Annotated in this window: 16 protein-coding genes; 9 read left to right on the top strand and 7 right to left on the bottom strand. The window is 40.1% G+C overall.

Annotated elements, in window-relative coordinates:
* Window positions 1-446 precede the first annotated feature (446 nt).
* From H0185_RS10050 to H0185_RS10040, 3 genes are all read left to right on the top strand, one after another.
* The gene (locus H0185_RS10050) at window positions 447-962 is read left to right on the top strand and encodes a DoxX family protein (protein WP_221873359.1); all 516 of its coding nucleotides are present in this window, start codon (window positions 447-449) and stop codon (window positions 960-962) included.
* Between the two features lie 201 nt (window positions 963-1,163).
* Entirely contained in the window at window positions 1,164-1,898 is a 735-nt protein-coding gene (locus H0185_RS10045) for an ABC transporter ATP-binding protein (RefSeq protein ID WP_221873358.1), read from the top strand.
* Window positions 1,895-2,647: an ABC transporter permease gene (locus H0185_RS10040; protein ID WP_221873357.1), complete on the top strand. Its 753-nt coding sequence runs from the start codon at window positions 1,895-1,897 to the stop codon at window positions 2,645-2,647. Before H0185_RS10045 ends, H0185_RS10040 begins: the two co-directional genes overlap by 4 nt.
* Window positions 2,648-2,746: 99 nt before the next feature.
* On the opposite strand, the gene H0185_RS10035 is transcribed toward H0185_RS10040, so the two are convergent.
* Entirely contained in the window at window positions 2,747-3,739 is a 993-nt protein-coding gene (locus H0185_RS10035; RefSeq protein WP_221873356.1) for a zinc-binding dehydrogenase, read from the bottom strand.
* A gap of 241 nt (window positions 3,740-3,980) precedes the next feature.
* On the opposite strand from H0185_RS10035, the gene H0185_RS10030 reads away from it, so the two are divergent.
* The 3 genes from H0185_RS10030 (at window position 3,981) to H0185_RS10020 (ending at window position 6,091) form a co-directional block, all read left to right on the top strand.
* Window positions 3,981-4,487 carry a DoxX family membrane protein gene (locus tag H0185_RS10030; RefSeq protein WP_221873355.1) on the top strand — a complete coding sequence of 169 codons (507 nt, stop codon included), beginning with the start codon at window positions 3,981-3,983 and terminating at the stop codon, window positions 4,485-4,487.
* Window positions 4,488-4,657: 170 nt separating this feature from the next.
* Window positions 4,658-5,170 (top strand): DoxX family protein, encoded by a 513-nt coding sequence (locus H0185_RS10025; RefSeq protein ID WP_221873354.1) that lies wholly within the window; start codon window positions 4,658-4,660, stop codon window positions 5,168-5,170.
* Window positions 5,171-5,755: 585 nt separating this feature from the next.
* The gene (locus tag H0185_RS10020; RefSeq protein WP_221873353.1) at window positions 5,756-6,091 is read left to right on the top strand and encodes an antibiotic biosynthesis monooxygenase; all 336 of its coding nucleotides are present in this window, start codon (window positions 5,756-5,758) and stop codon (window positions 6,089-6,091) included.
* A gap of 110 nt (window positions 6,092-6,201) precedes the next feature.
* Here H0185_RS10020 and H0185_RS10015 read toward each other — a convergent pair whose 3' ends face one another.
* Window positions 6,202-6,381: a hypothetical protein gene (locus H0185_RS10015; RefSeq protein ID WP_221873352.1), complete on the bottom strand. Its 180-nt coding sequence runs from the start codon at window positions 6,379-6,381 to the stop codon at window positions 6,202-6,204.
* 196 nt (window positions 6,382-6,577) lie between these two features.
* On the opposite strand from H0185_RS10015, the gene hutG reads away from it, so the two are divergent.
* The gene (hutG, locus tag H0185_RS10010; protein ID WP_221873351.1) at window positions 6,578-7,540 is read left to right on the top strand and encodes a formimidoylglutamase; all 963 of its coding nucleotides are present in this window, start codon (window positions 6,578-6,580) and stop codon (window positions 7,538-7,540) included.
* A gap of 66 nt (window positions 7,541-7,606) precedes the next feature.
* Here hutG and H0185_RS10005 read toward each other — a convergent pair whose 3' ends face one another.
* Window positions 7,607-8,962: a hypothetical protein gene (locus H0185_RS10005; protein ID WP_221873350.1), complete on the bottom strand. Its 1,356-nt coding sequence runs from the start codon at window positions 8,960-8,962 to the stop codon at window positions 7,607-7,609.
* 427 nt (window positions 8,963-9,389) lie between these two features.
* Between H0185_RS10005 and H0185_RS24265 the strand changes: the two genes are divergently transcribed.
* On the top strand, window positions 9,390-10,790 hold the full coding sequence (locus tag H0185_RS24265; protein ID WP_221873349.1) for a M28 family peptidase: 1,401 nt from the start codon (window positions 9,390-9,392) through the stop codon (window positions 10,788-10,790).
* A gap of 141 nt (window positions 10,791-10,931) precedes the next feature.
* Here the strand turns inward: H0185_RS24265 and H0185_RS09995 are convergent, their stop codons facing one another.
* The 3 genes from H0185_RS09995 to H0185_RS09985 form a co-directional block, all read right to left on the bottom strand.
* Window positions 10,932-14,891 carry a 5'-nucleotidase C-terminal domain-containing protein gene (locus H0185_RS09995; RefSeq protein ID WP_221873348.1) on the bottom strand — a complete coding sequence of 1,320 codons (3,960 nt, stop codon included), beginning with the start codon at window positions 14,889-14,891 and terminating at the stop codon, window positions 10,932-10,934.
* 370 nt (window positions 14,892-15,261) lie between these two features.
* The gene (locus H0185_RS09990) at window positions 15,262-15,819 is read right to left on the bottom strand and encodes a competence protein ComK (RefSeq protein WP_221873347.1); all 558 of its coding nucleotides are present in this window, start codon (window positions 15,817-15,819) and stop codon (window positions 15,262-15,264) included.
* A 253-nt stretch (window positions 15,820-16,072) separates the two neighbouring features.
* Window positions 16,073-17,647, bottom strand: a complete 1,575-nt coding sequence (locus H0185_RS09985; RefSeq protein WP_221873346.1) for a glycosyltransferase family 2 protein — start codon at window positions 17,645-17,647, stop codon at window positions 16,073-16,075.
* A gap of 394 nt (window positions 17,648-18,041) precedes the next feature.
* Here H0185_RS09985 and H0185_RS09980 point away from each other — a divergent pair, with 394 nt between their 5' ends.
* Entirely contained in the window at window positions 18,042-18,416 is a 375-nt protein-coding gene (locus H0185_RS09980) for a hypothetical protein (RefSeq protein WP_221873345.1), read from the top strand.
* A gap of 199 nt (window positions 18,417-18,615) precedes the next feature.
* Here H0185_RS09980 and H0185_RS09975 read toward each other — a convergent pair whose 3' ends face one another.
* On the bottom strand, window positions 18,616-19,530 hold the full coding sequence (locus H0185_RS09975; RefSeq protein WP_221873344.1) for an alpha/beta hydrolase: 915 nt from the start codon (window positions 19,528-19,530) through the stop codon (window positions 18,616-18,618).
* Between the last annotated feature and the right edge of the window lie 991 nt (window positions 19,531-20,521).

Below are 20,521 nucleotides of genomic sequence, written 5' to 3'. Positions count from 1 at the left end.
TTTTTTATGCTGGTGCCATTTTGGTGTCTTAGGAGAGTCCGGGAGCCTTTGCGTTTTATTTATCCGCTAAAGGATGTATATCCCTATTCACATGTTTACCATAATGCTTTAAACAAATTGTGAACAAAGTCACATATACCTATTTTTATCAATCAATTCTGGTATATTACAAAGTGTAAATGATCAATGAAGGGAAGCGTTCTTTATGATTGCAAATTTCTTTAGAGAAAATAAAATTGCGGTGGTATCTTAGCCGTCACCTCTCTGTAAAAAACTAACATTCATGCCAAGTGTTACAAGCATTTTTCAGTTTCACATGTTTGTCATAATATTTTTACTAAACTGTGAACTTTATCATATCGGTACTTATTTTACTGTGGTATCTGATATATTCAAAGTGTACTAAATACTTATAAAAAATTATTAATTGAAGGGAAGCGATCTTCATGTTCGCAAATTTCTTAAGAGAAAACAAAATTGCAGCTGGTATCTTAGCAGTTATCCGTATCTGGCTTGGATATGCCTGGATGACAGCGGGATATCATAAACTAGCAGATGGATTTGACGCATCAGGTTACTTAAATAATGCAGTAGCAAATCCGGTAATGGGACCAGATGGAACACCTGTCTATGGTTGGTATACAAACTTCTTAGAAAGCTTTGCATTGCCAAACATTGAATTATTTAACTTTATCGTGCCGCTAGGTGAATTCCTAGTAGGTCTAGGCTTAATCCTTGGATGTTTAACAACAGCGGCAATGTTCTTTGGTCTAGTGATGAACTTTAGCTTCTTCTTAGCAGGAACTGTATCTCATAACCCAACTGACATCTTCTTTGGATTCATCCTCCTATTCGCTGGCTACAATGCAGGACGCTACGGGTTAGACCGCTGGGTGGTACCATTCTTACGTAAAACTTTTAACAAAAAAGCAGAAGGTACAACAGCGAACAAAGCGGTTTAACTTCACATCAATTGATAGGTGTTCCCCTAACAGGATATATTAAAGCCGAAAGTAGTATCCCCCTACTACTTTCGGCTTTTTTTGTGGGCATTTTTAATGGACCAAGGATAACCAAGTTCATTTGCATCCAGTCGAAGTAAAAATTAGAGTAGAATAACAGTAGGAAAGCTAGCAAAAGTGACAAAAAAGGATGTGAAAGCAATGGATGAGAGATATGTCCCGGCAATCCATTTTCAACAAGTTCATTATTCTGTTGAAGATATACATATTTTAAAGGATATTACCGGTTCTTTTCCTGAAGGAAGAATTACCACCTTGGTTGGACCCTCAGGGGCAGGGAAGTCCACCTTGCTCAAGTTATGCAATGGCTTGTTGTCACCAGATTCAGGGGAGATTTTTATTAAAAATAAACATATAAACAGATATGAACCTGTTCAGTTAAGGAGACTTGTTGGGATCGCGCTCCAAAGTGCCCCAATGGTTAGAGGGACCGTCATGAATAATATGGCTTTGCCGAAGGTGCTTCAAGGGGAGACCTTGTCTGAGGAGGAAGCGGCTGAACTCTTGGATGATGTGGGGTTAGAGTCTGACTTTTTACATCGTAGTATTAAAGATTTATCGGGAGGACAGCGGCAAAAGGTTTCAATTGCGCGAACACTTGTCAACCGGCCGCGGATTTTATTATTAGATGAAATCACCTCTTCTCTCGATCGAACATCAACTCAAGAAATTGAAGAGCTTATTGTGAAAATCAACCAAAAATACGGAGTAACCATCATTTGGATTACCCATAATTTGCAGCAGGCAATCCAAGTTGGCGATTATACATGGGTCATGATGGAGGGGGAAGTGGTCGAAACAGGAGAAAGTGAACTGTTAAAGGCTCCTGATAATGAAAAAGTTCAGCGCTTTGTGAAGGGAGAAGGAGAAGAATGAGTTACCTTACCTTATCCATCACGTTAATTTTTGTTCTAATTCCATTAGTTCTGTCGAAAACATTGAAACTTGGGTTAGAAAAAGACACAATCATTGCTACGGTTCGGTCAATTATTCAGTTGTTGTCCATTGGGTATGTGCTTCAATTTGTATTTGATACAGAAAATTACCTTTTTATTTTTCTGATGGTCACGCTCATGATTGTAACGGCCACCTTAAATGCGCGAAAAAAAGGAGCTTCCATTCGCGGGATTACTTGGAAGGTAGCTGCTACGCTTGTGTTTGTGGAAATCCTTACTCAAAGCATCCTGCTCGGATTCCGGATTACTCCGCCTGAGGCACAATATATTATCTCCATCAGTGGGATGGTCATTGGGAACTCCATGGTGCTGGCCATTCTGTTTTTAAATCGGTTCACAGCTGAGTTGGAGGCAAGACAGGATGAGACGGAACTTATTCTGTCACTTGGAGGAACCCCGAAGCAAGCCATTCATAGCCAGCTTACTCAGGCAATCAAAGCAAGCATGATTCCGACGATTGAAAGCCAAAAAACCGTTGGACTTGTCCAACTGCCTGGGATGATGAGCGGGCAAATTATTGCCGGAGCCGACCCAGTTCAAGCCGTGCAATTTCAGTTGCTCATTCTTTTTCTGCTCCTAACCACCGCCGCCGTCACCAGTATTATGCTCGGGTATCTATCGTATCCAACGCTTTTTACCCAACGAATGCAGCTTATTAGAGGGAAATAGAGTAGGGATGAATGGGAATAAAAGTTTGTTGAAATCTATGAAAGAGACTTTAAAAAAGACACCATCAGGTAGGATGGTGTCTGTCTAGTTAGAGCGAAATTATTCTACATAAAAGCCGATTTTGCCTAACTGCTTGGCTTCTTCCAATCTCTTGAAGGCATCAGCAAATTGGTCAAGTGGGTACATTTTGTCCATAACAGGCTTGATTTTATGTTGAGAAATAAAGTCAAGCATTGCCTTATATTCCTCAGCACTTCCCATGGTTGAGCCGAGGAGATTGTATTGCCCATAGAAAAATTCACGTAGATTCAACTCTACAAGATCTCCGGTAGAGGAGCCAAAAGTCACAATCGTCCCACCGCGTCGAAGTTGTTTCATTGATTGATTCATTGTTGCAGCTCCAACGCTCTCAATCACAAGATCCATTTTCACTCCCTCGAGAGCCTGAGTCCAGTCTTCATTGCTATCAATTGCTGCTTTAGCGCCGAGTTGTAGTGCTTTAGCTCGTTTTTCTTCAGAGCGAGATGTTACATAAACATGTGCACCCGCTGCAATGGCAAACTGTAATAAAAACGTGGCCACCCCGCCACCAATACCGGGAATAAACACGTTCATACCTGGCTTAACTTGACCTCTCGTCACTAAGGCCCGATAGGCAGTTAAGGCAGCGAGGGACAAGACACCGGCTTCTTCCCATGTTAAATGCTCTGGTTTTGCTACTGCATTTTCAGCGGGAATGATAATCTGTTCTGCAAAAGTTCCGTGAAAAGGGAGCCCAACGATTTCAAAGCCTTCAGGCGGTGCATCGCTAACGTTCTGCCAGCCTAGTCCAGGATTAATGATGACCTCAGTGCCAACTTCAACCCCAGAAACATCTTCACCAACCGCATCAATCACACCTGCGCCATCAGAGCCAACAATGAGAGCTGGGTCCGTTGGGTTGTGGCGGTGGAGAACAAATAAATCGCGATGGTTCATACCAGCTGTCTTCAACTTCACTCTTACTTCACCAGGTCCAGGATTCACTTCTGCTATGTCCCCATAGGTCAAACCTTCCATCCCTGCTTTGCCTTCATGAAACAATGCTTTCATCTAATCACTCCTATTATTTATTATGTATACTTCCACTATACTTTGAATTTTAAGAGAATTAAACCATTCTATGAAAAATTGGGAATCATCTATTGACAGTGACTTTTGTCATTGCCACATTTTCGACAAAATGTTATTACCAAATTGTGAACATATTCACATATGCAACTTTTTTATGGTGGATTCTGATATATTAGGAGTGTAATCAAATCATTCATTTTTTCGAAGGGAAGCGTTCCTTATGTTCGCAAATATTTTAAGAGAAAACAAAATTGCAGCAGGTATCTTAACAGTCATTAGAATCTGGCTTGGCTACAACTGGATGACAGCAGGTTATCATAAATTAGCAGATGGATTTGATGCTTCAGGATTCCTAAAAGGAGCCATTGCAAATCCAGTCATGGGGCCAGATGGAGCACCCGTTTACAGCTGGTATGTTCAGTTTTTAGAAAGCTTTGCATTGCCAAACATTGAGCTGTTCAACTTTATTGTTCCATTGGGTGAATTTCTAGTAGGGCTTGGCTTACTGCTAGGTTGCTTAACAACAGCCGCAATGTTCTTCGGTCTCGTGATGAACTTCAGCTTCTTCTTAGCAGGAACTGTATCTCATAACCCAACAGACATCTTCTTTGGATTCATCTTATTGTTCGCTGGCTACAACGCAGGTCGCTACGGTTTAGACCGCTGGGTGGTTCCGTTCCTAAGCAAAACGTTCAATAAAAAAGCGAATGTCTCTGTAAATAACTAACACAGGGTGAAAATGAAACAAACAGTTAACATATTCACAAATTCGCCATAATGTTTTTACTAAAATATGAACTTTATCACATAAACACTTATTTTATGGTGGAATCTGATATATTCAAAGTGTACTAAATAACTTAAATAAAAATGTTAAATTGAAAGGAAGCGATCTTCATGTTCGCAAATATTTTAAGAGAAAATAAAATTGCAGCAGGTATCTTAGCAGTCATCCGAATCTGGCTTGGCTACAACTGGATGACAGCAGGTTGGGGAAAATTAACTGGAGGTTTTGATGCTTCTGGATTCCTAAAAGGAGCGATTGCAAATCCTGTCATGGGACCAGATGGAGCACCCGTTTATAGCTGGTATGTCAATTTCCTAGAAAGCTTTGCACTGCCAAACATTGAGTTGTTCAACTTCATCGTTCCATTAGGTGAGTTTCTAGTAGGTCTTGGATTAATTCTAGGATGCTTAACAACAGCCGCAATGTTCTTCGGACTTGTGATGAACTTCAGTTTCTTCTTAGCTGGAACTGTATCTCATAACCCAACAGACATCTTCTTTGGATTCATCTTATTATTCGCTGGCTACAACGCAGGTCGCTATGGTTTAGACCGCTGGGTGGTTCCATTCTTACGTAAAACAATCAACAAAAAAGCACATACAACTGTAGGTAAAGCTGCCTAACTTCCAAAAACTTGGTATCGCCAAGGATTTGTAAAATTGATAAAAGCCGAAATTAGTTCCCCCGCTAATTTCGGCTTTTTTTATTTGGATGGGAAGTGAAGGAGCGTTTCAATGTCCATACTCTGGGGAAGCTGAGGAGAATGGGAAGTGAGGGAGTGTCTCAATGCCCAAACTCAGGAGAACCCGAGGAGAATGGGAAGTGAGGGAGCGCCCCAATGCCCATACTTAGAAGAAACCAAGGAGAATGGGAAGTGAGGGAGCGCCTCAATGCCCAAACTCAGGAGAACCCGAGGAGAATGGGAAATGAGGGAGCATCTCAATGCCCAAACTCAGGAGAACCCGAGGAGAATGGGAAATGAGGGAGCGCCTCAATGCCCATACTTAGAAGAAACCAAGGAGAATGGGAAATGAGAAAATGTCTTACTCCCCGAACCATATCGAGATAGAGATTTATACCTAATATATAGTGTTACATGTGAGCCACAACCTGATAAACTCACTGACCAAGAAAAAATAGTTAGTAATGATAATCATTTTCAGTTAAAATAACATTAGAAGAATGACATTCAGAGGGGAGATCAAAAAATGTTTGTTCAAATGAGAAAAATGATTGTTACAGAGGGAAACTCTGATAAAGTTGTACAGCGATTTGGTGGGGAAGGGTTAGTTGAAAAGCAAGAAGGTTTCATTGATACAACCGTAATGGTAAAAAAGGTTCGCCGTGGGGATGAAGAGGTTGTGATTCAAACACGCTGGGAATCAGAGGAACATTGGAAACAATGGGAAAAAAGTGATGCCCATATTGCAGGACATAAGGCGAAACTTGGTAAACCAAAACCAGAATATATCATTAGCTCTGAAGGTGGCTTATATGAAGTGAAGGCAGTTAAAGGTCCTAAAACTTCAAATGCTACAGTCTAGAACTTAATAAAAACAAATTCAATAGAAAACCACAACAAAAAGAACACGATCTTCTCAAATAGATTGTGTTCTTCTTTTTTGGTTTGGGAATAGAATGAATTTCAATCTGATCATTTTTTACGACTATTTTGTTTTGCCTCGTCAATATACTCCACATATTTCAATAGAATAAAATATGGCCAAAACAATACAAATAGAATGTCTTTTAACATCACTTTCGCCGAGGATGGCTTTGTAAATACTAAACAAGAGAATCCGATAATGAGGTAAAGGGTTAACTCAAGTAGCATCCTTCCCACTCCTTTAACACCTTTATTCCAGTTTATACAGGAAGCCATTTTTGGTGACATTTGAGAGCGAGCGGATATGAAAATAATTATTTAATCAAACGTTTGATTAAATTTAATATTGGGTAATGTGGGTATTGGTCATTCTCTTTCACGGCATTATACTTTTATCAAAAGTCCGAATTAATAAGGAGGAGCCATGTATATTCATCCATCAGAAAAGAATTGGCGGGGTAGAATTGACTCGGTAGCAGATCCTTTAAGCTTTCGGTATCATCAAAATGTTCGTTTAGCTGAACTAACCAACTTGGCAATAGATAAAAGTGCAACCCAATCCTTTGGTATCCTCGGGTTTCGATGTGATGAAGGAGTTAAGCGAAACAATGGCAGGAGTGGGGCAGAAGACGCTCCAGATAAAATAAAAATGGCTTTAGCAAAGTTGCCCTGGCATTTATCTGCAGAGGCTAACCTCTACGATGTGGGGAATATTAAGTGCGAGGAAGGCAGGATGGAAGAAGCCCAACAAGAGCTTGGCAAGGCTGTGGCAAAGCTTTTTGAAAAGAAAGTGATTCCCATTATTTTAGGGGGTGGCCATGAAACGGCATACGGTCATTACCTTGGTGTTAGAGAGTCAATTGGTCCAGAAGCAAAGTTAGGGATAATCAATATTGATGCACACTTTGATATGAGACCCTATGATGAACAATCTTCTTCAGGGACCATGTTCAAACAAATCCTAGATAGTGACCCAAATACTAATTATTTTGTTGCGGGGATCCAACCAGCTGGAAACACCTTATCGTTATTTGATACAGCTAAAAAGCATCGCGTTCCCTATCTTTTAGAGGAGGAATTAACCCTGGGTGATATGGAGCTTATTCAGGGCCAAATCTGTGCATTCGCGGCCCGGCAAGATTACATCATGCTCACATTATGTACTGACTCAATTTCTTCCGCCTATGCCCCTGGGGTAAGTGCACCATCACCGTTTGGACTTGAACCGAAAACAGTCCGTTCCCTTATTCGATATATTGTATCAAGTAAAAAACTCTTATCCTTTGACCTTTCGGAAGTGAATCCGCTTTGCGATGAAAACAATAAAACAGTCACGCTTGCTGCACATTTGATTCATGATGCAATGATGAATTTTCATTCGAAGTGATTTTAATAAAAAGGTGCCTGCCCCTTGTTGCTATATGGCACTGGGGGCAGGCACTGAAAGTAGATTTTAGTTATGGGAATGTAAAGGGTCATAGTCTCGGTAACCACGGGTATACTTTGTTCCGAATTGTTCATTGGCAACTGTCTCTGAATCTAAAATGTTATCTCCTTCAGGTTGAGTTCCTTCCTCAACCCAATCCACGAGGTCTTCAAATGCTTCGCTTTCTTCTAGAATATTAAATCCACAATGTCCTACGTCTCGGATGACCCGTGTAACAAGTAAATCTTCATTGCCATTAGCCTGAGCTCTTTCAACATGCAGTTGCTGCATATGGAACGGAACAAACAAATCACCAACCGTATGGAGTGAGACCATTGGAATTTTATGTGTGCCATTCACCTTTGGAACCCCAGTTAACCCTTGCTGTTTTGTCTGCGGATCACTAACTGCACGAAGGACAGAATCATTAAGGGCTTGTTCCTCAGGAGATATACTATTCATGTCTTCATCAAACTGGTAAACGGAGTCTGTTGTATTGACGACATTTCCGGCTGCAACACCATAATCACCTCTAGTAGGTAATTGACCTAATAGAAAGTTTTTATAAGAGGAAAAAGCTGTATCAAATAATGGGCGTTCACCACCAGTAAGGTTCATTGTGACAACTTTTAACTTTTTGCCTTCAGGAGTTAAAGTTGAGGGTTTCCCTTCTTCGTTAATCCCCAATTTAGTAATGATTTGTGGAACGGTATTCGATGTATAGTCTTCATCCGAAATTAACTTTTGGCTTTCTTTCTCAATCCCAGCAAGCGACTGCGCCACCACATTATAATCCGTAAAGAAATCAAACAGCTCTGTATCTCCAGTTACTCCACACATTGGCAAAGCCCCATCATAAGAATTGCTGTACTGTTCAGCCATTACGGCGGTAATATGTCCACCCATTGAATGTCCAGTAATATAAGTCCGGGATGGTTTGCCGACAATTCCATTAAATCGAGAACCTAGGGCATGTGTGTCTTTTACCCCTTGGGCTACATCGTATCCGTTTGTGCTATAACTTGAGGCGGCCCATGCATAACCTTGCTCCAATAGGGTTTCTCTTATTCTAGGATTACTAACCGTCAACTCAAGTCCTGTCCCACGATACCCGTGTGCATATAAAACTAGCTCGCCATTCCAGTTCTTCGGTACCTCAATCCGGTATCCTGCTCCTTTATGTACTCCCCAATATCGATCTGTTTCTATTCCTGGTAATGCATCAAAAGGCAACTTAGACTCATCAACATAATAGGGAATTGTTGCTTGATTTTGTGTCTTTTGAGCGTTACCTTTTCCTCCTTCAGGTGGGCTTGCCATAGCAATGGTGCCAGTAAAAATTAATGAGGCCCCTATAGTAAGTGCTAGAACTGTTTTCTTCAATAAAATCCTCTCCTTTCTTTTCATAGATAAAATAATGCAATATTCGGAAAATATACTCAACAAGATTAATATTGCAAAATTCTTTAAAAGCCGACACAACGTAAATACAAAGTTTATATCAATGACCATTTCTTAAAAAAAGAAATGTTTTTATAGGAATATAGTCTTGCAATCCTATTTAAAGATTCGTTTTAGATAAAAGGAAAGCTAGCCTATGAGAATGACATCTAGTTATTTATCCCTTATTTTCCCCTAATTTCTAGCAGTAGTTATCAAAAAACTACATATTTTATGAAGTTGTTATAGGATGATCGTCTTTACTTTTGATGAATTTTCCCGGGAAATGTAGAAATCAGAGCATTTACATAATATTCCATTAGGTTGATAATTTAATAGCAATGCAAATCATTCTTTGAGGAGGAATCAAATGTATAAGAAAACGATGTCCGCAATGTTGGCAGCGGGTCTAATTATATCAGTAGGAACCGCTTCAGCCCAGCAGCCCCAAAAAGCGCCAAACGCACAATCTGCTTCTGCATTTGACAACAAGATTATCAAAAAAATTAGTTCAGATAATATGTACAACACCATCGCAAAACTATCAGCACAGCCACGTGCAGCTGGAACCCCAGGCGAGTTAATTGGTGCAAAGTACATAAAGAGCCAGTTTGAGCAGTATGGGTATGAAACAGAGTTGCAGTCGTTTCCGTTTTATGAAGTAATCAGAAATAATGCCACGGGGTCCGTAACTATTGGTGGCCAACAAATAAATGCATATGTTTTTAGTGGCTCCTACAGTGGTGAGGTAACTGCAGAGGTAGTTGACGTTGGATTAGCTCTAGCAGGTCAGGTTCCTGATTCTGTAAAAGGCAAAATTGCCCTCATTCAAAGGGGAGACAATCCTTTTGTTGAAAAGGTACAAAATGTTATCGACAAAGGGGCAGTAGGGGTGATTTTATACAATAACTCAGGAACATCGAATAACGTCGGTGTTGCTGACCCTGGCCAAAACATCCCAGCGGTAACCCTAACAAGAGCACAAGGTCAAGCATTAGTAGAACAATTAGAAGGTGGTCCAGTACAAGCAACAGTTAAAGTGACTGGATCTGGCTACACAGAAAAGACCTCATACAACGTCATTGCCAAAATGAAACCGCACAAGAACAAAGATACTGGTCAAGTGGTATTGGTTGGAGCCCACCATGATTCCGTACCAGGTGGCCCAGGTGCGAATGATGATGCTTCCGGTGTTTCTGCAGTTTTAGAGCTTGCTAGAGTGATAGCAAAAATGCCAACTGACACCGAGCTTCGTTTCGTCACATTCGGTGCCGAGGAGAAAGGACTTCTAGGATCCTATCATTATGCTGGATCTTTGAGTGAAGCAGAAGCAGACCGGATTGTTGCCCATTTCCAGATGGATATGATTGGAGCGAGAGACGCAGGTGGAGATCACCCAGCGGGCGGGCTAATCATGTATACGATTGATGGCAAGAAAAACTTAGTAACTGATCTGGCTTCAGCAGCCGGTGCTAGAACGGCGGCAGATTATCCAATCCCTTATGGTCAGCTTGGCCGCAGTGATCACCAGCCATTCCATGAGCTGGGAATTCCAGCTGCATTATTCATTCACTCACCGCTAGAACCTTGGTATCATTCGCCAGAGGATACCCTTGATAAAATCGATAAAAACAAGTTGCAGGAAGCAGCTGAAATTGTTGGTGCTTCCGTTTATCAAATCGCAAGACCTGATACGCCAGCACTAAAGCATGCTAGAGTAGCTCCTGGTCCAGTGGATTACGAATTTAATGATCGTCCTCCAGGTGCTTAAGAGTTAGGACAAAAAGGTAAAAACCGTTAGTACTTTGAAGCATACGTTGGGTGCCAATATAATCTACCTGGCCTCCATATAAAACAAGCACCCCTACTCAAAAGCGAGAGGGGTGCTTGATCATTTCAGTCTAGTAACCTTTTACTTAGCTTCCAACATCTCAATCAATAATTCTGCCTGTTCTGTTAAAGCTTTTTTAGCTTCCGCAGAGACATTTTTCTGCTTTGTTTTATGATTGAGTTGGTCTAGATATTTGTTCATAAACTTAAGGCTATTTTTGACTGAACCTTTATTCCAATGATTTTCTGCTTGTTTATGAGTATTTGTTAATTGAGAAAGCAGGGGACCTGTTAGTTCTCCAGATGCGGCATACTCATCCATACTTTCATCCAAATCAACCAAAACCTCTTCGATACTTTTCGGTGGTTCAACTTGTTGCTCTTCACTCGCAACAATCCTACCTTGTACTACAGGAGAAATTGGACTGTTCATTTCAAAGTATTCGGAAAGGATTTCATAATCGACAATCAACAATTCGTTGATACGCCCCTCATCCTTAGCGGTTTTGAACATTCCATAACCGTCTCCACCATCGGCAGTGAAGGCATTTGTTGCAACCGTATAGGTTTTTGTAAGGTCAAGTGCTTCCAAGCCATTTTCGGTTTGAACTTCCACAGACCAAACGCGGTCATAAGCTGGTTTAGTTGGATCGTACTTGAACTGTAAACCAGAGACTTGTAAGAAGCCACCAGATTGTTCTGGAGCTGCATTTACACTGTGCTCAAGGGCTTGGACAATTTCCTCACCAGTTAGGTCAAGAGTCACAAGTAAGTTGCCAAATGGTTGTACGGTTAATACTTCACCTAATGTTACTTCGCCTTGGTCAATGGAAGCACGGATCCCACCGCCATTTTGTAGAGCAATCGTAGTATCAGGGTCCATCGTTTTTGCTTTTGCTAGCATAGCATCAGTGATTAAGTTCCCTAGATTGGTTTCTTGTGTACGAACATTGGCCCGTTCACCGTCTAATGCCACTTCTGTATACCCAATCACCGTTTGCTTAAGTTCTTCAAGTGGGGCAGCAAATTCTTCTACTTTTGCTTGAGCAGCTTCATCAGCCTCGAATTCACCAAGGTCAATTAGCTCACCTTCATTACCAGTTACAACACCATTTTCATCAAAAGTGACATCTAGTAAGCCAAGGTAATTCAGGTATTCATTTGCTTGGACAATCACAGTAGGTTCGTCCTTTTGAATCACTTCTGGAGAAGTTAAAGTTGTATGAGAATGTCCGCCAACGATGACGTCAATTCCGTCTACTTCAGAGGCTAAATTCTTGTCTGGACCATAGCCTAAGTGTGATAGAGCAATAATTTTATTTACTCCCGCTCCTTCAAGCGCTTCAACTGTTTTCGTAGCTTTTTCAACAGAGTCTTCAAAAATAATCTCTTTTGATGGACTAGCAAGGGTTGGGGTTTCTTCCGTTGTTAAACCGAAGATTCCTACTTGCTCACCGTCTACTTCTTTAATGATGGCAGGATAAATGGTTCCTGCTTCAGGAGTCGAACTAATTTCATTTTTAAATAATGAACCAAGCTCTACGTCAGCCGAAACATTGACGTTTGCACTTACCAGTGGGAACTTCATTTCTTTAACAAAGTCAGCAAGGACCTTAGAGTCTTTATCAAATTCATGGTTCCCGAATGTCATGGCATCATAGCCAAGCTCGTTCATGAAATGTAAATCAGCTAAACCAGCATACTGGTTAAAGTAAAGTGTTCCCGAGAATACATCCCCAGCATCTAAAAGCAAGGCTTCTGGATTTTCAGCACGAACTTCTTTAACAGCTGTTGTTAGCATAGGATACTGCTCTACATGCGCGTGACTGTCATTGACGTGCATGATCGAAAGTGAGAATGGTGCTTCCTCATCATCGGTCGTTAAATCAAGTTGAGTTAACACAGGGTCATGGTCACTTGCCCGGCCGTGTTCTTCCATAAAAGGAGAGTTGATGTGAACGATGTCCACTTCAGCACCAGCAGCAAGATTGTTTGTTACAAGAATATGATCAAGTACCTGTGAATTCCCTTGATAGTTATACGTAAATCGTTCAGCAGCAGGAACCATCTCGATTAGGTTGGTTAACTCACTGCCTTTTAGTGTTTGAATAGGGTTAGAGAATTCAAAGTCATTTAGGTCCCCCATAACGACAACATTTGCATTGGGATTTTCACTTTGAACATCTTTAATAAAGCCGTTCACGATACTAGCAATTTCTACACGTTGAGCTTCGCTGCCTAGGACAGGTGGTTGATTTTTACCAAAGATAGGCTGGTCGCCACCTTTAGAGTTAAAGTGATTGTTAATCACAATGACATCTTCGCCATTGAACTCGAATTGTGCTGCTAGAGGCTTACGACTGCTTTCAAATGCAGCGTTTGTTGGATCAATTCTTCCAGGGTTCAAGGTTAAAGAACCATTTTCATATCCAACAGCTTGTGTTGCACTGCCTTTTTCAGCTTCAGCAAGGGAAACGCGCTCTGGATTGTATAGAAATCCTACACGGATATTCCCACCTGGTTGTCCGCCATCAACCTTATCCTCTGGAGCAATGTCTGTCCATTTATAGGCTGGACCACCGTTTGCTTCTATTGCAGCAATAAGAGTTTCATAGCTTTTAGAAGCTTCGACGGTGCCGCTATCTGTAGGTCCGTCATTATCTTGAACTTCAACTAATCCAAGAATGTCAGGAGAGTTTAGGTTCGTCACAATGGATTTAGAGATCTTTTCTGTCTTTGCTGTTTCTCCAGCATGATAGTTTTCCATATTATAAGTAGCAATGGTCAACTTATCGTCTTTCTTAGCGATTTGTGCGACTTCTTGTTTGTAGTCACTTTCAACTAATTCTGGAAGAGCGTCAGCATCTGTTAAAATTTTAAAGTTTTGGAATGTGTAAGTAACGACACCTTCCACTGTCCCATCGAAGCGGTCACCAATTTTTGCAACATAATCATTGTCATCAAATAAGAGGTGGAGTCTTTCTGGGTTTGAATTATCTGCTTGAAGGGGAAGTCCACCTGGTGTAGTATAGGTTTTTCCTTCAACTTTTTCTGCAATGACAGGAACTTCGCCATATTTTTGAGGTCCAACAGCAACTGGATTCTCAACGGCTACAAGCATGCCTTCAATGCTTTCATAAAAATCAATACCATCTTGCTCTGGATCGAATTCTGCGAATTGGTCATTATCAATGATGTCAGTAGGAGGGAAGATGTCTTTCCCGATAACAAGTGGTGCAGGAACATCTTGATTGCTTGCGACAACCGTAACAGATCCATTATTTGCATCGATTTCAGTCGTAGCTAAATCGGTTTCTAACATGTCACTATAGCCTTCAAGAACCCATTCTTTTACTAGACCATCTACACTGACGTGATCGCCGACACTAACGCCGTGGTTCTTTTTATAGATAAGAATACCTTCAGATGTTTTGCTATTATCATCTGGATTCGGATCTTGTAGATAAAAATTACTTGCATCGTCTACAAACGTAACGATCCCTTCAACACCTATTACGTTTTGGCCTTTATAAGGAGAGTTATGATCTGCGCCTTGAATTTCGTTAATTTTCAGACCTTCGATTCCTTCAATCGGTGGCTTTTCAGGAACCCCGTCAAAGCTGTATTCAGATATGTTTTTTAAGCCAGGAGTACTAAAATAGGCTTCTAATGTGCCTGTTAAGTAAACCTCTTTCCCTAATAGTTCAGGGTTATCTACTAAGTTTAATGCTGACCGGACAGCTCCGGCTGGAAGTTGTACGGGAAGAATCTTAGCTGGGTCTCTTTCGTTTACATCATCGGCAATGGCAATATTTGTTGCTGGTGAAAAAGTACCTTCATGTTGATAATTGCCGCCATTACCTTTAGTTGTGCCAACAATATATCCCTTTACGACTGCCACTCCACTATTATTGGCAATCGCCTCTTCAACAGTGATGTAGCCGTCTTCAGCATGAGCCACTTGAGCGAAGGGCGTAATATACCCAACTAGCAGGGCGAAAACAGCCGTAAAAATAAACCACTTCTTTTTAAGAATGTTCATTTTCCCATATCTCCTTTTAATAGATTTGATTTAGTTGAATACTAGAATGATTGACATGAAAAGTAGAAATCGTGCTCCTAAAAATTCATCCATTCTATCACAACAAAATCGGTTGAAGCCTCACTCATTTTAGGACAAAATTCACCATTCTTCTACCTGTTTTCTATTAATTAATAATATTTTTACAATTATTGAATCAATAGTCCTGCTGTCTTTTTTTTAAAGAGAAAGAAGACCTATTTGGTATGTATGTAAATTTTCTGGTAATCACACCTAATGGCCTATTGTGAAGATCTTTATTTTAAGAATGGAAATGAACATAAAAATAGGACAGCCGTCTGTTTTTCATCACGTCTGTCCTTGGCTATTTTTAGTTGTTATCAAACTCATCTTCTTTTAACATATATTTCCCTGTTTCTCTACAGAAATGATATTCACTGTAGGATCTATTGAAAAAACTTTCATTGCTGCTGTTTCTTTCTAAAAGAACTCTTCTGAGCTTTTTCGCAGCATTGTTTCTAGCAAGAAGATGGACTTTTCTAGTGGGGATAGTTACCATCTGCCCTGTGTTAAAAACCACTTTAGTCTCGCATCCGGTCTCTTCGAGGAAGTGAACATGCTGGACGTTAATAAAATAGCTGTCCGACCTCAGGGGTGATTTAGAAGAAAACAAACAGATTGTGTCGTTAGGATCTACGAGGAAAGCTCCTAGTTTATCGTTTTCAAGAATTTTTCCTGCTGCTTTTAAAGCACCTTGGAAGTCAAAACCAAAATAGCTGCATGTTTCCTCAATGATTTTTTCAGGAGTTTGTTGTACAAGAAACTCCCTTTTTCCTTCGGAAACCAAAGTATAGCATCTAGTTCCTCTCGAAAGACCGACCATATACCTCATATTTCCTTTGATTATATACCGCTGTAATATAACCAACCAAGCACCTCATTTCCCGGATAGAGTTGGATTAAAGTGTTTACATAAAACAAAATTACCTATGAAGATACTACCATTTTCTAGATTTTTTCAATACTATTTCCCGATAACATTCGAAATTATGACATACTTCGACAACTCTTTTTAGAATTCAATCAAATTTTAGTTGACCAACCGCAAAGAATGCTAGTTCAGAATCATTTGAGTAAAAAGAAAAAACACCTACGTCTCAGCGTGTAAAAACGCTTGAAAGTTAGGTGCCTTTTTTAGGTGAAATCTTCAAAGCAATATTTGAATAGGAAGTTTGAAAGAAACTAAATTCGATATCATTGTAAGGATGAATTAAAGATGCTTGCTCATGTTTTCTAATGTTTGTTTTCATATAGTCATTATATCTCAGAAAGATGGAGTAGCTAGAAGCTGGGAACTGAGACAATTGCTCAAGGCTCACCTCTAACAGGCCATTTCCTTCTGAATCTACATGGACTGGTAAGGTAAACTCCACATGTGCATCGTTCCATTTCTGGAATAGCATATCTGTAATGTTGTTTAGATGATCACCATAAACTTTGAATGCCATCGAATAGACATCCTTTTTAAAAGAATCGTGTAACAGTGTGGCGTACATCGGAAGTCGAATATATTTGTTTTCATTCATAATTGGGCTAACAGTATAGGGAAGTTGATTCGAGATGTGAACCTGCTTGACCTTTTCATTTTTTTCCCAAATAACGAGCTTTTCTAAATCACGGTATTTTTTAGTACGAAGAAGATCATATTTTACCTTGTTTGTAGGAATCGTGAATTCATCTGCAATTTCGTACTCAAGGTTTTGAGTTGATTTGATTACTTTATTGAATTTCGAATAATACAGGCGTTTTAGTTTTGTTTTTTCATAATGAGGGGTCATAAAAAAACGATTAATGGAATCGAACTCATAAAGTCTATTTAAAATAAGTTTCTTTTTACTAAGCTCAAGATCTTTACCTAGAATATAGTTGATGACTTTTAAATTGTACTCTGTTTTTTGCAAGATATTCGTCTGGTTGGTTAGCCTGGTTTGAGCATTGTTTAGACGGTTAAGGTAATAAATAGGTGCAGTTGTTGTCGAAATGCTTTTGCTGTGAATGAGGATATCGATGAAGAATTGTTTATCCTCGGCAAACTTCATTTCGGGAAACTGGATGTAATGCTCTCGAATCAAACCTGTACGAATCATTCTAGCTCTTGGTCCTAGGTGATTACAGATATGCGGAATTGAAAAGGGAGAGACGCCTCTTCGTTCTTTACAAGATTCATGTTCACCAATTGTACTTGTTTTTTTCTTCTCTACTTTTATCGTTTTCCCCACGACATAATCATCCCCGGTCTCTTCTAGTATTCTGTGCAGGATCTCGAGGCCATTGGGTACAAACCAGTCATCAGCATCTAAAAAGGTAATATAACTTGAAGTCGCGTGTTGAATCCCGATGTTGCGGGGACGACCAGGTGTACCCGAATTGTTTTTCATAAATATAGCAATGATGTTCTCAAATTTTGAAGAGTATTCAATCAAAATATCCCTCGTTGAGTCCGTTGAACCGTCATCAATTAAGATATATTCGATCTTATCTACCCCCATTGTTTGATTGACGACAGAATCAATGGTTTTTCTTAGAAATTTCTCCGCATTATAAACAGGGGTAATAACCGTAACCTTCGGCTTGGATCGGTTCTTATCGAACTTATGATCCACGACATAGTAACCTTCACTGTTATAAGGGTATTTAGGGGTGTTTTGTTTCGATTGAGATCGTATTGAATGAATAAGCTTTGATACATTTAACATGAATTACGCTCCCAAATCCATCTATAGTAAAAGATTAAAACTAATTGCTAGCTTCGACGAAAAGAGGGGGATCTATTCAAAGTTTACTGGAGTGAGGGGAAAAGGACATTTGGCGATCATGCTGGAGGGGGATGCCTTAATAGTAGGACTTAAGGACATTTTCTTATGAAGTAGGAGATTTTTGTCTATGACAGTGGTTCTCAAAGACATTTTTTTCATCAATCAGGAGGATTTTGTCTATGACAGTGGTTCTCAAGGACATTTTTTCATCAAGCAGGAGGGATTTTGACCATGACAGTGGTTCTCAAGGACATTTTTTCATCAAGCAGAAGGATTTTGTCTATGACAGTGGTTCTCAAGGACATTTTTTCATCAAGCAGGAGGGATTTTGTCCATGACAGTGGTTCTCAAGGACATTTTTTCATCAAGCAGAAGGGATTTTGTCCATGACAGTGGTTCTCAAGGACATTTTTTCATCAAGCAGAAGGATTTTGTCTATGACAGTGGTTCTCAAGGACATTTTTCATCAAGCAGGAGGGATTTTGTCCATGACAGTGGTTCTCAAGGACATTTTTCATCAAGCAGGAGTTTTTTGTCTATGACAGTGGTTCTCAAGGACATTTTTTTCATCAAGCAGGAGATTTTGTCCATGACAGTGGTTCTCAAGGACATTTTTTCCATCAAGCAGGAGATCTTGTCCATGACAGTGATCCTCAAGGACATTATGAGTATCAAGCAGGAGGGTTATGTCCATGAAACTGGTTCTTAAGAAATTTTTGTATCAAGCAGAAGAATTATCTTCATGACAAGTGTCCTCAAAGTCAGCATCAGCGTGTTTTGTTCTTGAGTAGCATTCCACGTAGGGTGCCTCCCCTAAAAAGAGACCCGCCGAAATGAACTCTTTTTCCAATTAATACAAGAGCCCACTCATTTCGAACCTGCGCGCTCCATGAGCAGACTCTTGTATTTTACTCAACGATAGTAGGGCTAGACTGTTCAAGCTTCAGCTTAACGAATTGACCGATTTCCTCAATAGCTTGAGATGCTTCTGGCATATTAAATTGCTGGAATACATGCCACATGTCATCCCAAATTTTAAAGGTGACATCAACGCCAGCCTCACGTGCTCGGTCCACTAAGCGAACTGAATCGTCTAGTAAAATCTCATCATTGCCAACGTGAACAAGCAAAGGTGGAAGACCCTCTAAATCTCCAAAAATAGGTGAAACAAGTGGATGGCGGCGATCTAAGGCCCCGATGTATAAAAGCGGCGCCTGTCGGGATTGTTCAGGATTTAACCATGGATCAACCTCAGCACGAGTTTCCATTGAAGCTCCAGTTCCTTCCATATCTGTCCATGGAGAAAGCAGGACAGCTGCTGATGGCAGGGCTTCGTTAGCTTCTTTTAATGACAATAGCAAAGCGAGGGTGAGCCCGCCACCTGCTGAATCTCCACCAACCACTAATTGTTCTGGAGAAACACCTGAAGAGAGTAACCAACGATAGGCAGTTAGTGCATCTTCAACGGCAGCTGGATATTGGTTTTCTGGCGCAAGTCGATATTCAACCACCAACACACGGCATCCAGATGCTCGGGAAATTTTTGAAGCTAGATCTCGGTGGGTGTTACAGCTACCCATTATGTATGCTCCACCATGTAAGTATAGAAAAACTTTGTCCTCTGTTGCATTCGGAGCACTGACCCACTCGGCAGGCATTCCTTCTACTTTAAGTTGTTCTACTTTTACATCTTGAGCTAAAGGGTTAAATGCAGCTAGCATTTCTAATCCTTTTCTTACTTCTGCGATGGATGCATCTGGTTTTTGAGCAGCCATACTTGCTTTTAACATTTGCCGAATCATAATGCTTTCTTGGCTGGGCATAGGTATACCTCCTTATTTTTGAAACACTAGTAGATTTTATTCGCCAAAGGATAGGATTATCCTGTTTATCAGGGTGTACAATCCGGGGCTTTTAGATTAGTTGGTTTTCAGGAGTCTAAAGACCTAAGAATAGTAATGTGAAAAAAATAACTATGTATTTTACATCTAAAAATGCCAACGAACAAAAAGAAACCACGTAGGATCCTTCCGATACATAATGTATATAGTTTTATAATTACCGTCGTTGTAGGTCTAACCGATCAGCCTATTAAATTCTGGTCTCTACCAAAAATTCGTTTTCGAGGCTTTTTTCCAAGTTTAATAAAGACCTGACCTTCCTTTGAAAGAAAGAGTTTGATTCCGATGAATTTTAGTGGAGTGTAAATTTCCTTCATATGAATGAGAGGCATGTTAGTCTCCTCCTAGTATAGATTTCCTACATTCTACCATATTGATAGGGGATATAGGGGTATATCGTTCTACAAAAAGCGACAAAAGGACTAGTAGGGATAACCTTCTAGCATATCATTCATAATGGTGAATAAAGCAGGGTAAAAAGTCCATGAGAAGGAAATTACTGCTTTTAATGTGGGTAGAAGCTATTTTCGATGACCTTGACGTCAGATCTAAGTGGGGAAGTAACCCATTATGAAGGTTATCTTAAATTGAATCACGAACCAAATTTGAGGGGGGTTCTTGCCCAATTCCAACCTTAACTGAGGAGTTTATCATTCTAAAGGTAGAACATAATTTTGTTTACTTTCTTCTCGCAGTCCTGTTCGTTTTAGCCTCATTCCGTATGGTATGCAATTTTCCTCTGCATCCTTTTTGGTTTTTAACAGAGTTCGTCAAATCTCTAGAGGTGGAAGACTCTTTGATGTCTGGTTTGATGGAATTGGGGTTGTTTTTGGTGAAGCTTGCTCTTGTTTTATTGTTCAAACATTGAAAAAGTTAAACTGAAAGAGCAAGTTAGAGAGGTTAAGGACAAACT

The organism is Mesobacillus maritimus (assembly GCF_019749255.1).
Classification (GTDB): domain Bacteria; phylum Bacillota; class Bacilli; order Bacillales; family Cytobacillaceae; genus Mesobacillus_B; species Mesobacillus_B maritimus_A.
The sequence above is the reverse complement of the archived record's forward strand: the minus strand, read 5'-3'. Positions and strand labels throughout refer to the sequence as shown.